This window comes from Phormidium tenue FACHB-1052 (assembly GCF_014696675.1).
GTDB classification, from domain to species: Bacteria; Cyanobacteriota; Cyanobacteriia; order Phormidesmidales; family Phormidesmidaceae; genus Nodosilinea; species Nodosilinea tenuis_A.
Window position 1 is genome coordinate 147,743 of sequence record NZ_JACJQN010000008.1, and the last position, 13,424, is coordinate 161,166.

The 13,424-nt window shown below is 59.3% G+C and carries 11 protein-coding genes; 3 read left to right on the plus strand and 8 right to left on the minus strand.

The features are described 5' to 3' along the window. The first annotated feature begins 102 nt into the window (after positions 1-102). A complete protein-coding gene (locus tag H6G07_RS12890) occupies positions 103-633 on the plus strand; it encodes a phosphoribosyltransferase (RefSeq protein WP_073608501.1) in 531 nt (176 codons plus the stop codon). On the opposite strand, the gene H6G07_RS12895 is transcribed toward H6G07_RS12890, so the two are convergent. From H6G07_RS12895 to gloB, 6 genes are all read right to left on the minus strand, one after another. Continuing rightward, the gene (locus H6G07_RS12895; RefSeq protein ID WP_073608500.1) at positions 599-1,765 is read right to left on the minus strand and encodes a tetratricopeptide repeat protein; all 1,167 of its coding nucleotides are present in this window, start codon (positions 1,763-1,765) and stop codon (positions 599-601) included. The genes H6G07_RS12890 and H6G07_RS12895 overlap by 35 nt on opposite strands. Before the next feature lie 198 nt (positions 1,766-1,963). Continuing rightward, positions 1,964-2,587: a hypothetical protein gene (locus H6G07_RS12900; RefSeq protein WP_073608499.1), complete on the minus strand. Its 624-nt coding sequence runs from the start codon at positions 2,585-2,587 to the stop codon at positions 1,964-1,966. A 97-nt stretch (positions 2,588-2,684) separates the two neighbouring features. Further along, positions 2,685-4,325, minus strand: coding sequence for a CHAT domain-containing protein (locus tag H6G07_RS12905; protein ID WP_073608498.1), 1,641 nt, complete (start codon positions 4,323-4,325; stop codon positions 2,685-2,687). Positions 4,326-4,369: 44 nt separating this feature from the next. Further along, positions 4,370-6,715 carry a PP2C family protein-serine/threonine phosphatase gene (locus H6G07_RS12910; protein ID WP_073608497.1) on the minus strand — a complete coding sequence of 782 codons (2,346 nt, stop codon included), beginning with the start codon at positions 6,713-6,715 and terminating at the stop codon, positions 4,370-4,372. A 210-nt stretch (positions 6,716-6,925) separates the two neighbouring features. Then, complete coding sequence (locus H6G07_RS12915) at positions 6,926-7,273, minus strand: NAD(P)H-quinone oxidoreductase subunit M (protein WP_073608623.1); 348 nt, start codon at positions 7,271-7,273, stop codon at positions 6,926-6,928. A gap of 96 nt (positions 7,274-7,369) precedes the next feature. After that, positions 7,370-8,143: a hydroxyacylglutathione hydrolase gene (gloB, locus tag H6G07_RS12920; protein ID WP_073608496.1), complete on the minus strand. Its 774-nt coding sequence runs from the start codon at positions 8,141-8,143 to the stop codon at positions 7,370-7,372. A gap of 230 nt (positions 8,144-8,373) precedes the next feature. On the opposite strand from gloB, the gene H6G07_RS12925 reads away from it, so the two are divergent. Then, positions 8,374-8,571, plus strand: coding sequence for a hypothetical protein (locus H6G07_RS12925; protein ID WP_073608495.1), 198 nt, complete (start codon positions 8,374-8,376; stop codon positions 8,569-8,571). Positions 8,572-8,718: 147 nt separating this feature from the next. After that, on the plus strand, positions 8,719-9,780 hold the full coding sequence (locus H6G07_RS12930) for a potassium channel family protein (RefSeq protein ID WP_073608494.1): 1,062 nt from the start codon (positions 8,719-8,721) through the stop codon (positions 9,778-9,780). A 17-nt stretch (positions 9,781-9,797) separates the two neighbouring features. Here the strand turns inward: H6G07_RS12930 and H6G07_RS12935 are convergent, their stop codons facing one another. After that, entirely contained in the window at positions 9,798-10,421 is a 624-nt protein-coding gene (locus tag H6G07_RS12935; protein ID WP_073608493.1) for a Uma2 family endonuclease, read from the minus strand. A gap of 14 nt (positions 10,422-10,435) precedes the next feature. After that, entirely contained in the window at positions 10,436-13,261 is a 2,826-nt protein-coding gene (ileS, locus tag H6G07_RS12940) for an isoleucine--tRNA ligase (RefSeq protein ID WP_242026764.1), read from the minus strand. Between the last annotated feature and the right edge of the window lie 163 nt (positions 13,262-13,424).

Below are 13,424 nucleotides of genomic sequence, written 5' to 3' on the forward strand. Positions count from 1 at the left end.
AGCTTAGGAACTGTAGCGCTTCCCTAGGCAAAACTCTACACTTGAGCTTAAATCTGGCTGAGCACAGCGACCTGCCGGGGGCGGCGTCAAAGGAGGACGGACATGGCTGATTTTTACGTAAGCTGGGACGACTACCACCGAGATATTGAAAAGCTTGCCATTCAAATCTACGAGTCGGGTTGGGAATTTAACCAAATTGTCTGCCTAGCGAAGGGGGGGCTGCGCATCGGCGATACCCTCTGTCGGTTATTCGATGTGCCCTTGGCAATTTTATCCACCGCTTCCTATGGTGGGGCTGATGGTCGCACCCGAGGGTCGATCACCTTCTCCCGCGATCTGAGCATGACCACCCCCAGCCTGGGTAGCCAGGTGCTGATCGTCGATGACCTGGTCGATTCGGGCTACAGCCTAAAGAAATCTATGGCCTGGCTGCACCACAAATATGGTTTTTACATTGAAGATGTGCGGACAGCGGTGCTCTGGTACAAAGCCGAATCGATCATCAAGCCTGACTATCACGTGGTCTACCTACCCGACAACCCCTGGATTCACCAACCCTTTGAGCGTTACGAAACCATGAGCCCAGCCGAGCTGGCAGCTAGTTTTCAGCCTCAGCCGGAATCGGTGGCTTAGCTAGCTCTGCGGGTGCTGCTGAGGCTTCGGGCGGGCCATGGAAGCGCTGGTAGCCCCAATATCCCCCTAGCATAGTCACCAGAGTAAGGGAAATAATGCCCCCGGCGCGGCACAGTCCCTGAATAGCCTTAGAGGCCCGCAGGGCGCTGAGGTAGTCGCCCTGCTGGTAGGCCTGGCGCAGGTTCATGGCATAGGCCAAGGCCGGAATCCCCAGGGGCGGAAAAATCACAAAGGCGGTCAGTAACACCTGACGCCACCGGGCTGGTGGGCAGGGTTGCCCTTGAAACACTTTGTAATGGCCGCGCCACTCGACCATCGACTGGTCTTGAACCTGGCCCGTGAGGTTAAAGCTGTAGATGTCATCCATTTGCCAGCTAATGAGCAGGGCGCGAATGTGATCGGGCAGGGTGAAATAGTTGAGCCCTACCCCCATCGGGCGGTACACCTGAATGCTCAGACAATCATCCTGATGCTCAGCCTCGATGACGATTTGCCTGAGCCCCAGCTCCGCCTGGAGGCGTTGGGAGAGGGCGCGATCGCGGTCAACCTGCTGCAAGCGGTGCAGCTTTAGCCGCGCCTGATCAAGGTTGAGATCGTTGCAGAGAGCCAGTTCCCAATCGTGGGCAGCGGCGATGGTTTGACCTAGCTGCTCGTGAACGTGGCCCCGGTGCAGATAAACCTCAGCCAGGTTGGGGTTGTCGTCTAGAGCGGCGTCAAAGTCAACCAAGGCAGCAGCATAGTCCTGCCGCCGGAAGTATAGTAGCCCCCGGTTGTAGTGAATTAGAGCGTGGCCGGGCTGGTGCTGAAGCGCCTGATGCCAGTCGGCCAGAGCTAAGTCGTCTCGCCCTTGCTGACAGTAGAGTAGCCCACGGTTGCCGAACGCGCGCACGCTTGTAGGGTCAAGGGCGATCGCCGCCGAAAAATGTTCTAGTGCCGCCGTCGTCTCTCCAATTTGCCAGTGGGCTTTACCCAGCTCAATGTGGATATTGGCTGGACAGGGCGAGTGATCTAGGGCATGGGGCAACACCGTTAGCGCCACCTCAACGTTGCCCTTTCGCATCTGGGTCAAGGCTTGCCGATGACGATAGCGAGCCTGCTGACGACGTAACCAGGGGGTGAGGTAGAGTCCCATGAACCTTGAGAATAGTGTGGTGGCGGAGAAGCAACCACCCCCATAATCTCTTCGGAAACTGGCCGTGTCAGTGAAGCGTTACGAGAATGTAACGGAGCATTAGGGCTTGGTAGTCGCTGTCATACAGGATCGCCAACTCATTGCCGCGATCGCCCCCCTCGCTAGAAGGATTTGTAGAAAGCGGGATTTGTAGCAACGTTACAGGGGCTCGTTGCCTTCGCCCTGGGCCACCTTGAGGGCCACCGAGGCCACGGTCAGGGTGAGCCGCGCTTGCTCTAAGCTCGATAGCGAGTCCCAGTCAGTTGCCGGAATGGCTCGCAGATTAAGCTCTAGAATTTCGCCTCGACCATCGCGTAGAGAGTAGGCCAGGGGGCGAGCCAGGACTGCCAAATCGTCAGCGTTCCAGCCGGGCAGAATGTCATCCACGCACTGTACCATCTGCTCAATCAGGGGTTGACCGCTGCGGGCTAGGGCGGTGGCAGAGATCGCCAGACGGTGCAGCAGCCCGCTGGGTACGCGACTTTGGAATTGTCGCAGTTGCTCAAGCACTGGATTCACCGCCGGCTGAGACTCGAAGTCGCCCATTTGGGTCGCCATCTGGGCCGCTAAGACTTGCCATCCCGCTGCGATCGCCGTATCCAGCTCTCCCCCGTCGAGGGCGTCAAACTCTGTCTCCAGGCTGGCCAGATAACTCTCGGCCTCGGGGGCCAGCGGTTGCCAGGGATACCCGGTTTCGGGGCTGAGAATACTGACAAGCAGATCGAGTTCAGGGGCCATGGCGGGCTCAGCGGCGGAGTTAGACGACAGGGAAGACTGATTCATAATCTACAGATGCACAAGAGGGTAACAAAGCCTGATGACTGTGGATACAACGCACGGCTAGAGGATTCCGTACGGAGCGAACAATTTCCGGGTTTTCCTAGCAGGGCGGGGATGATTTGGGGCTACCCTCAAGGGTAAATTCCATCAGTTCGCCCTCGGGGCTGCCAAACCGAATCGCCGTGCCCAGGGTCAGCGGCACCTCGGCCCGGTGAACGTGGTGCCAGCCGTGGTTGTCAAAGTAGTACGACCCATAGCGGGAGCGATCGCGCAAATAGTAGAAAGTCTCCTGCACGCCATTCTCAAACTGGGTGCGGCAGAAAATTTCGGCATGCTGCCCCGAGACCCAGGGTTCCAAAATTACCAAGTCGTTGTCGGGTAGTCGCCCCACCCGCAGATAGCCGTCGTAGAGCCGCCACAGCCGACTCGGGGTAGCAAGACAGCGCAGTACTACCGATTGGGTCATGCGCAGATCTTGCCCCGGCAGCTGGGTCACAGCTAAGGCCGCCTCACGCAGCAGATGCCCCTCAAACTGCGGGTGCTGATACAGCACCGGCAGCGTCCAGGCCGGGTGGTTAAAACGGTAGGCCGTCAGCAGGTGTTGGCGGGCCAAAGCCACCGCCTGGGCCACCGGCTGGCGCTCGGCCAGCCCCCGAGCCAGTACCTGAATGAAACTCAGAGCCTCCTCATCGGCAATGGAGTCGCGCATGGCCAACACCGCCGGCACCCCGTGGTGCAGCAGCACCTCCGCCAGACTGCTGCGGGGGATGACCTGCTGCTGTTGCAGGTCGGGCTGAGCTCCCCAGCATGTGTTGAACACCGCCAGCCGAATGCCGTTGTGGGCCAGCCCCTGGGCCAGCTCTGTGCCGCTGAGGCTGCCCCCCTGGCGCAAAAACAGCATGCCGCCATCGGGAGCGGGCACCCCATGCCCCGCGTAGAAAAACACGTTGAAATAGCCAGTTTCCAGAGCTGTGAGCAGGGTTTTGGCATCGGGTTCGAGCAGGGTTTGCACCTGGCAAACCACCGGGCTTGCCCCCCGGTAGCTCAGGCGAGAGGCGCTCAGCTCTAGCAGCTGCTTCAGGGCCTCGGCTTCCTGGGGCAGCTGTAAGACCGGCTCGGTACCGCCAGCGCTGATGCCAGGGTCGTCCTGGCCCAGCACCAGCAGAATACGCAGTGAGGTATCCAGCTCCGCCTCCGGCAGCGGCTCGACGGCACTGGCAGTGCGGCTAAACAACACCTGCGGCCCCAGCGACAGCGCCGGACAGCCGGGCTGGGGCTGCATAATTTCCCAGGGCAGGCTAATCAGCTCAGGCGGGCGCACCTCTAGCCGCAGTTTGAGCGGGCGATTTTGACCGATCGCCATGCCCAGACTGCGCTCCAGGGTCTGACGAATGGGGCCATCAAACAGCCACTCCCATAGGCTGACCCCCAGCCCCTGCATCAGCCGCCCGGTGTAGCCGCCAGCTTCCGCCGCCGGAGCCACCCGATCGAGCAGATCGTCGAGGTGAAACTGGGGCACGTAGGCCGAGGGCACGTGGGGCACCTGGGGCAGCCCCCGCAGCGAAAAGAACTGCTGCCAGCTCTCCCAGATTTGGGCCATTTGGCTATCCCAGAGGCGATCGTGGTGGGCATAGCCGCCCGGAAACGGACTCTCTAATACCCAGATGGCGTAGTGGGTAGAGTCGGCCTGGGTGAGGCGATCGATGGCAAGGCACAGGGTGAGGTCATCGAATGACGGCATAGGAAGGCCTAGGGCATTAGGGCCAAAAAATAATGAGGGGGAGGTTAGGGCGTGCAGCGACCCGCTTGGGCCGGGGTGACTAGCTTTAGCAACGTGCCTGCCCCATAGATCTGGCGAGTCTGCACCCAGCCCTCTTCCCCCGGAGCCAACAGGCGTTGGCCCAGCTTAGGGGCGGTAGGCAGGGCAGAAGGGGGTTGATTGGTTTCCTGAGGTTGTTGGTCAAGGGACTCGCCCGAGGGAATTGAGCAGACCCGCAGTCGCACCCAATCGACATTGTCCGCCGTGGTTTGGCGACTGACAACCCTAAGGACACTGCCTGTGGCTACGGCTCGAGTCTCTTCCGCCGCACTCAAGGCAGGCTGTTGGCCTAGCTGTAGCAGTTCACTGTTGCCGGTTGCACTCAAAGGCGGGGCAGATTGCCAAAAGGAGCCAACCGCGATCTCAACAATGGCGGCCAAGGCGGCCTCTGGCAGCGGTCGCCCCGTCAGGGCCGGTCCCAACCCTGAGGAGGCCATTGGCCGGAAAGCAACAGCCTCGGAGGAACTGCGGTTCAAGGCTAGGCCCACGCCTGCTAGCGCGGCGAGCACTATACCAACGCCCCCCAAAAAGGGCACCCAGGGAAAGCCTGACCGACTGGGGACTGGGGTTGGATCGGCTGGGGAGACTGGAGCCACCAGCCGGGTTGACGGCGTTACGGCTGCACCGTCGGCAACGGGAGCCCTGAGAACGCTGGGAATAGCATGGTCTGCCTGCCGTAGGGAGCCCCCCGGTAGGATCGGCAGCGGGCCGAGCTGGGGCATAAACCGCATTAGCCCAACGGTGACGTTATCGTGGCCATTGAGCCGATTCGCCTGCTGAATCAGGGCGGCTACCACCGGGCTGAGAGGGCTAGCGGCAGTTGTTAGAGGCGCTACCAGGTAGGGCGCGAGGATTTCGACGCGATCGTAGTCGCTGAGACCATCAGAGCAGAGCAGTAGCACCGTCGGGTCGTCGAGCAGCAGGTGCTGTACGGAGGGGTATAGCTGCCCCGAGTCGCTAATGCCCAACGCCTGAATAAGCGCCCCACCGCTGGGCAGCTGGACGGCCTCTGAGTAGAGGGCATAGCCCATTTGGGCTTCTCGGGAAGCAACGTCGTCGTCAACGGTGATTTGGTAGCAGGTGTAGGGGCTGATTCGGTAAGCGCGACTGTCGCCAATGTGGGCGATGGACACGTAGGGGAAATGTACTAGGGCCACTACTACTGTGGTGCCCATACGGGCGCGGGCTGAGCGATTCTCGTCGTTGTTGCGGGCAGAGATGGCATCGTTAGCCAAAATGAGCGCCTGTCTGAGACGCTGGGCGATCGCCCCCGGAGACGGGTAAGCCTGCTGAGTGAGGGGTTCTAACTCCTGCTGAAGCAGCTTAATGGCTGTTTGGGAGGCCACATTGCCCTGTTCATGGCCACCAATGCCGTCGCACACCAGCAGCAGCGGCAGGGTCTCAACGCTGTCCGCTGAGACCGGTAGGCGCTGCTGGTGGGGGTCTTTTTCGGGATAGCAGGCGTCTTCGTTGCGATCGCGGCTCGGCCCCTGGTCTGTATCTGCCGCCCAATCCACGGTCACTTGCAACCCCTGAGCCAGGGTATGAATGGCTCCCTCTAACTCAGCTACAAGCTCTTGATCGGAGGCTAATTTCCCCTCTTTGAGGGCCTTACACAGCCAGCTAAGGTAGGGGCGCACCTGGGGTTGAGCCGTAGCCACCAGCGACTGCCACCGCTGGCTTAGCTGGACCAGGGTAGGGCTAGGATCGTCGGCTACCAGCGTGGTGAGCCGCAGCAGCGCACCATCTATCCGCAGGTCGTCGAGTTCTAGAAGGGTGGTAGCTAGCTGCTCTTCTGCCAGAATCGGCCACAGAGCGGCTACCTGCCGTAGCCAGTTAAGCTGCTGCAACGGCGAACCCTCTGGCCACCGCTGAGCTAGGGAAGGTAGGATAGCGGCTTCGATTTTCCCTTGCCCAGGAAGGAAACTTTTCCCGTCAACGGCCTGGGAATGTAGCCGCATAGCGATGGGAGCGCTGTCCAAGAGCAGCACCGTGGCCGATAGCCCAGTTTGCTCTGACGTTAGGTAGGCATAGGGGCGAGGAACCTGCTGAGCCAGGTGAAACAGCTTTAGGTAAGCCATTACCGGGGCCGGAATTTTTTCTAGAGTAGGGGGAGGGGTGTCGGGCCGCGTGTCGAGCCAGATTTGATGTTTCCCCTGGGGCCGTTTTTGACCCTCGCCCCAGACCAAAAAGCGCCCGGCGATCAATGTGCCAGAGCGCCCCGTGAGCGGCCCATCGCCGACTGCCAGCAAAAAGCGATACAGCAGGGGAGTTTGGCAAACCTTGCAGTGGCTGGCAGGGGGGGGCGACACCGACCGACAGGATGGATTAGAGCACTGGATCACGATCCGTTTGAGGTAGGTAAACAGCTCTTAATCTCTCATGGTATCTAACCCCAGCCGATTCAATGCCAGAATCTTTAGCCCCAGCCTAGCTAACCTCGACAGCGACAGGTCTAGAGCAATACCTTACCTATATCTTCCACGGCGGTTATCGCCTAGGGGAGGGTGCCAGGGATAGCCCTAGCTAGCTGATTTATCGGCCTCAACCCGAGGCAGCCCCATGCTGTAATTGAGGGCGCGGCTTTTGAGGTTGTAGCTAATGGCTCCCTGCTGCAGGAGCTGCCGGATAAAATGCTCTAGATCGGAGCCGATGCGGCGCAGGTTATAGTCGGTCAAGTCTTCTCCAGCAGCGGCATCAACGAGGCGATCAAACTCGGCATAGACGGCCTTTATGGCATCGTCAGACCAGTTGAACTCGTTGTCGGGGTCAATGTCTAGGGTGAGCTTGTCGTCGCTGGGCACCAGCTCGTTGTTGGCAACAATGGCGGTGTAAATATGAACGTGCCGAGTGGTCGATTTAAGCATCATGGCCAGGTGTCGCCCTTCTAAATAGGTATGCTCTAGGGTGGCTTTACCCCAGAATGTGCTGTTGTGATTGTATAGCAACCGTTCCCTGGCCAAAGCCTAAAACAGGTCTTTTTTGCCTCTCAGCCGGGCAAAGGTCTGCACCATTGAGGTGCTGTTCATCGCCTGCTGTAGGCTGGCATCATCCCACCGCAGGAAGGGGTTGGTCTGTTTTTCGAACCCTAGCTCGGTGGGCACCGTGGGTTGGTCTTGGGCGCGGGTCGCCTGTACCTGTTGCAGCCGCTGTTGCAGGGCAGCATTGGTGCCATCCACGGTAACGGCAAATTTGAGGTTGTTTAGCGTGTACTCGTGGGCGCACCACACTCTGGTGGTGTCGGGCAGCTGACGCAGCTTGCCCAGCGACTCAAGCATCTGCTGGGGGGTGCCCTCAAATAGACGACCGCAGCCCCCAGCAAACAGGGTGTCGCCGCAGAAGAGTTCTCCCCAATCGTTGGGTGTGGCCGGAGCGATGTAGTAGGCGATGTGGGCGCGGGTGTGACCGGGTACAAACATAACCTCGGCTTGGCAGTCGCAAATCGCTACCCGATCGCCCTCCTGCAAAAAGTGGGTCTGCCCCGGAATGCGGCCCCGATCTTCGAGGCCACCGTAGACCTGGGCCTGGGGAAATCGCTCTAGCAACTGACGGTTGCCGCCGACATGGTCACTGTGGTGGTGGGTGTTAAAAATGGCCGTTAGCGTTGCGCCCAGCTCCTCTAGGGTATGGAGCACCGGCTCGGCATCGCCGGGGTCAACTACGGCGGCCTGGCCCTGCTCAGCATCGTGGAGCACAAAGATGTAATTGTCGCGGAAGGCCGCTACCCGGTGAATATCCATTGGGGACTCCTGGCTGTGAACTGGTTTTTCCGTAACTTTTCTGTGGAATCCCTGCCGTTGCCCAAGCTTTAATACAGGTTTACTGAATCTTCACTAGTCGCTCAACCGTAGTGTCTAGAGATTGGGCATGCTGAAGGAAGCATGAAATTGTAGCAAGGGCTACAGCGCAGCCTGCGGTATGACCCAGCTAGCTTCTACTATCGTCACTCCTGAATCGAGGATTTGCAATCATGGTGTCGTCTCTACCTGCCCCAGATATTCAGTCGCTTGTTAGCGTTGCCATAGAGCAAGGGACGTTGAGCCGCCGCGACCATCTGAGCCTATCGACGGCGATGTTGAGCAATCCGCTGCTGACTGCCCGCGATCGCCAGTACATCAACCAAGTGTTTGATAGTATTCGCTCTGGGCGAGTGCGCTTGGCCGACTAAGCTTTTTCCCAATTGAGCACCGCTGCGCCCTGGCTAGCCCCAGGGCGTTTTGCTTTTACAATCTAGGGTCGATAGAGCTGCGGTAAGCTACGGGGTGGCCGTGTTTTGGGGCCACGTTTAGATTTAGAGATTCAGCGGTTAACACCTGTGCGTCAAAACCGCCCTCGCTATGGCGAAACGACTGTTGAAGAAAGCTACCGGCGCACCCGGCAACACCTGACTCGCGGGGCGATCGCCCTGGGCTGTGTGATGGTGTCGGGGGTGTGCTGGTATCACTTTGTGGAGGGGTGGAGCTGGCTAGACTCGGTCTACATGGCGGTGATCACCCTCTCGACTGTTGGCTTTGGCGAAACCAACCCGCTGAGCCCCAGGGGCCGCCTGTTTACTATTCTGCTGATCATGACGGGGGTCGGCGTGATTGCCTATATCCTCAACAATCTTACCGAGGCGATCGTGCAGGGGCACTTTCAAGCCGGGTTTCGCTCACTTAAACGGCGCAGATTTATGGAATCTATGCAGGGTCACTACATTATCTGCGGTCTGGGCCGCACGGGTCGCCAGGTCGCCACCGAGTTTTTTGCAGAAAATATTCCGTTTGTGGTGGTTGACTCTGAAGATAGCGCAGTGCAGCGGGCCCAGCAGTTGGGATATATCACGCTTCAGGGTGACGCCACCCAAGATCAGGTGTTGCTCCAGGCTGGGGTAGAACGGGCCCGCTGTCTGGTGGCGGCCCTACCCTCTGATGCCGAAAACCTCTACATTGTGCTCTCAGCCAAAACCCTATCGCCCGATATTCGCACCATTGCCCGAGCCAGCAGCGAAGAGGCCATTCTCAAGCTTCAGCGGGGCGGGGCCGATGTGGTGGTGTCGCCCTACATTACCGGCGGCAAGCGGATGGCGGCGGCAGCCCTGCGGCCCCAGGTGGTCGATTTCTTAGACGGCATTCTCACCGGGGCCGAGCGCACGGTCTATGTCGAGGAATTTTTGCTGCTGCCCGAGAGCTGTCCGATTATTGGCAAAACCCTGGCTGAGGCGCAGCTGGGTCGTCAGTCTGGGGCACTGATTTTGGCTATTCGCCGGAACGGTGGGGTGCTGATTTTTGCCCCCAGTGCTGACACTCGCCTTTACCCCGGCGACATGGTGATTAGCATGGGCAACGTCGATCAGCTGCGGCTGCTAAGCCAAATCATCAGCCCTATTGTGCGGTAGACAAGCGCTCCGATCACTCACTGAAGCCCCTGGCGAAAGGCTCTGGCGGCAGCAAGGGGGTTAGGGTTTTGCAGGCAGTGGGTCAACAGGTCAATATCTAAATTGGGCAGCAGCTCGCTGCGGGTAATGGGTTCATAGCCAGCGGTAGCGGTGAACTGAGCTGGGGTGTCTGCTCGGCGGTGGTAGATGGCCAGCCGCTCATTTTGCCAAAACCAAACTTCACGCACGCCTAGGCGGCGATAGAGTTCTAAACGGTCAATGCTGCCGCTGGTGACAATCACTTCGATCGCCAGATCAGGGAAGTCCTTATCTGACCCAATGCAGTAGCTTTCGTCGGGTTCGCCCCCCGCCTGCCTCTCTGGCCGACGCAGGGTGGTCGACCCCATGGGGAAGTATTCGGTATTGGTTTCTAGAAAGTAGATCAACAGCAAATCCCCAATGCGGGTCTTGCCGCTCTCATGGCGACGGCTGGGAGCCACAATCTCCAAATCTCCCGCTAAGAAATGCACTCGATAGGGAGACTGTTCCCCCAAATCGGCTAGCAGTGCTTCGTACTGCTGCCAAGATATCTGGCTAAAGACCCGCCGTTCTTCTGAGTCCTTTAGGGCTAACCGATTCGAGACTTCATTGAGGAGGAACATCCCACCGATCTCTTTTAGAACGTACCAGCCAGAGCTTCAACGCAGCGATCGCAGATCGTCGGATCCTCACTGCTTTCACCAACATGGGTCGAGTAGTTCCAGCAGCGATCGCACTTCTCACCCTCGGCATCCACTACGCCAATCCCCAGGGCGTCGGACTCACTACTGCACTTAACGCCAGCAAGGGCGTCAGGAGAGTGCAACACCTCGACCTGAGAGACAAGGAAGAGATAGCGCAGTTCATCTACGTGGTTAGAGTCGGGGGCGATCGCATCGGTAGGATTCATCGCCGCCAGCTTCGCCCGCAGGTCGGGATCGGCCACGTACAGCAGCGCTTTAGCTTCCAGCGAAGAGCCAATATCCTTAGCGGTGCGGGCCTGCTCTAGTACCCGGTTCACCTCCTGGCGCACGGTGCGAATTTGGCTCCAGGTTTCAGCCAGCTCCGGCTGCTGCCACTGATCGTCCATCTGCACCCAAGCCGCTTGAAACACCGATTTATGGGCGGTGGGGTAGGGCAGGTTTTGCCAGATGTCTTCGGCCATGTGGGAGAGCACCGGGGCAATCGAGCGGGCTAGGTTTTCGATCGCAATCGCCAGCACCGTCTGACAGCTGCGGCGGCGGAAGGAATCTGCCGCGCTGATGTACAGCCGATCTTTAGCGGTGTCGAGGTAGAAGTTCGACAGATCGACGGCGCAGAAATTCTGCACGGTTTGGAAGAACCGGAAGAACTGGTAGGTTTCAAAGGCATCGGTGATGTCGGCAAACACCTCAGTCATGCGATGCAGCATGTAGCGATCGAGCTCGGGCAGCTGGTCGTAGGGCACCGCGTCTTTAGCGGGGTCGAAGTCGTGCAGGTTGCCCAGCAAAAACCGCGCCGTGTTGCGAATCTTGCGATACACATCCGACATCTGCTTGAGGATGTTGCCCCCCAGGGGCACGTCGGAGGAATAGTCCACCGACGACACCCAGAGCCGCAGCACGTCGGCTCCGTAGGGCGGCTCTTGCTTCTGGTTCTTGCCGCCGTTGATCACAATTGCCGGATCCACCACGTTGCCGATGGATTTGCTCATCTTGCGGCCCTGCTCGTCGAGGGCAAAGCCGTGGGTGAGCACGGTCTTGTAGGGGGCGCAGCCATTTACCGCCACACTGGTTAACAGACTCGACTGAAACCAGCCCCGGTGCTGGTCAGAGCCCTCCAGATACATATCCACCGGGTATTCCAGCTCGCCGCGCTGCTGGGCCACCGCTGCCCAGGACGAGCCGGAGTCGAACCAGACATCCATGGTGTCGGTGCCCTTGCGGTAGGTGTGCCCGTTGTTGCGGTACTGCTCTGGCAAGAGTTCCGCTTCGGACAGCTCCCACCAGGCGTCGGAGCCTTTTTCGGCAAAGATGGCCTTGATGTGGGCCAGAGTAACTTCGTTGAGCAGAGGCTCGCCCGTGGCCTCGTCGTAGAACACCGGAATCGGCATGCCCCAAGTGCGCTGGCGCGAGATGCACCAGTCGGAGCGATCGCCCACCATGGCCGTGATCCGGTTTTCGCCTGTGGCCGGAATCCACTGCACCGACTGAATCGCCTTCAGCGCCTCGTCGCGGAAGCCTTCGACAGAGGCAAACCACTGCTCGGTGGCGCGGTAGATGGTGGGCTGCTTGGTGCGCCAGTCGTAGGGATACTTGTGGACGTAGGGTTCCTGCTTGAGCAGAGAACCAGCCTTATCTAATGCTTCGATCACCGCTGGGTTGGCGTCCTTGAGGACGTTGAGCCCCTCGAAGGGGCCAGCCTCGGCGGTCATGTCGCCCTTTTCATCCACGGGGCAGAGCACGGGCAGGCCGTAGCGCTGACCCACCTTAAAGTCTTCGTCGCCGTGACCAGGAGCGGTGTGTACTAGGCCAGTACCGGATTCAGTGGTGACGTAGTCGCCGCCGATCAAGATGGGGCTGGTGCGATCGAACAGGGGATGGCGGTAGGTGGAGTGCTCCAGCGCCGCGCCTTTGATCTCCGCTTTCACCGTTAGTTCAGAGCCGAGCACCTGGGCCATGCGATCGCACAAATCCTTAGCGATCAGCAGGTACTTAAATGGCTTCCCAGACGCCACCTCTACTACGGCGTAGGTCAGCTCCCCATTCACGGCCACGCCCAGGTTAGCGGGAATCGTCCAGGGAGTCGTCGTCCAGATTGCCACGCCCAGCTCATCCAGGTATGGCTCCAGCACCGTCTTCGCGTCAGGGGAGGCACTGACCATCGGGAAAGCCGCGTAGATGCTGGGAGAAGTGTGGCCTTCGGGATACTCTAGCTCGGCCTCGGCCAGGGCCGTCTGCGAGGTCGGGCTCCAGTGCACAGACTTAAGGCCACGGTAGATATAGCCCTTCAGGTACATCTGCCCAAACACCTCGATCTGAGCCGCTTCGTACTCCGGGGAGAGAGTTGTGTAGGGGTGATCCCAGTCGCCCCAAATGCCGTAGCGCTTAAAGCTCTCCCGCTGGCGATCGATGGTTTTGAGGGCAAAGGCCTTAGCCTTGTAGCGCAGCTTGATCGGCGTCAGGTTAGCCCGCGCCTCCGGATCCATCGCCTGGAGCACCTTCAGCTCGATCGGCAGGCCGTGGCAGTCCCAGCCGGGCACATAGCGCACCTTGCGGCCCTTGAGCAGTTGGTACTTGTTGATCGTGTCTTTCAAAATCTTGTTGAGGGCGTGGCCAATGTGCAGGTCGCCGTTGGCATAGGGCGGCCCGTCGTGCAGCACAAAAATCTCGCCGGGGTTGCTGGTCGACAGAGTTTCGTAGATCTGGTTTTCAGCCCAAAATGCTTGAATCTCAGGCTCGCGCTGGGTAGCGTTGGCCCGCATATCAAAACTGGTCTGGGGGAGAAGAACGGTATCTTTGTAGCTTTTGGAGTCTGTCACAGCCGGAGGTTGACTAAAGGTAAAGAACGCTCGCGCCATTATGGCAGATTTGGCCCGCCTGAGAATTGCTCGGGGCCGCCTCTTGTGAGTCATCTCTATACATTAG

Bases quoted from the DNA above. Each gene is read 5' to 3' on its own strand.
- H6G07_RS12925 (WP_073608495.1), top strand. From the start codon at position 8,374: ATGGTGTCGTCTCTACCTGCCCCAGATATTCAGTCGCTTGTTAGCGTT.
- H6G07_RS12900 (WP_073608499.1), bottom strand. From the start codon at position 2,587: ATGAATCAGTCTTCCCTGTCGTCTAACTCCGCCGCTGAGCCCGCCATG.
- ileS (WP_242026764.1), bottom strand. From the start codon at position 13,261: ATGCGGGCCAACGCTACCCAGCGCGAGCCTGAGATTCAAGCATTTTGG.
- H6G07_RS12895 (WP_073608500.1), bottom strand. From the start codon at position 1,765: ATGGGACTCTACCTCACCCCCTGGTTACGTCGTCAGCAGGCTCGCTAT.
- H6G07_RS12905 (WP_073608498.1), bottom strand. From the start codon at position 4,325: ATGCCGTCATTCGATGACCTCACCCTGTGCCTTGCCATCGATCGCCTC.
- gloB (WP_073608496.1), bottom strand. From the start codon at position 8,143: ATGGATATTCACCGGGTAGCGGCCTTCCGCGACAATTACATCTTTGTG.
- H6G07_RS12890 (WP_073608501.1), top strand. From the start codon at position 103: ATGGCTGATTTTTACGTAAGCTGGGACGACTACCACCGAGATATTGAA.
- H6G07_RS12935 (WP_073608493.1), bottom strand. From the start codon at position 10,421: ATGTTCCTCCTCAATGAAGTCTCGAATCGGTTAGCCCTAAAGGACTCA.
- H6G07_RS12915 (WP_073608623.1), bottom strand. From the start codon at position 7,273: ATGATGCTTAAATCGACCACTCGGCACGTTCATATTTACACCGCCATT.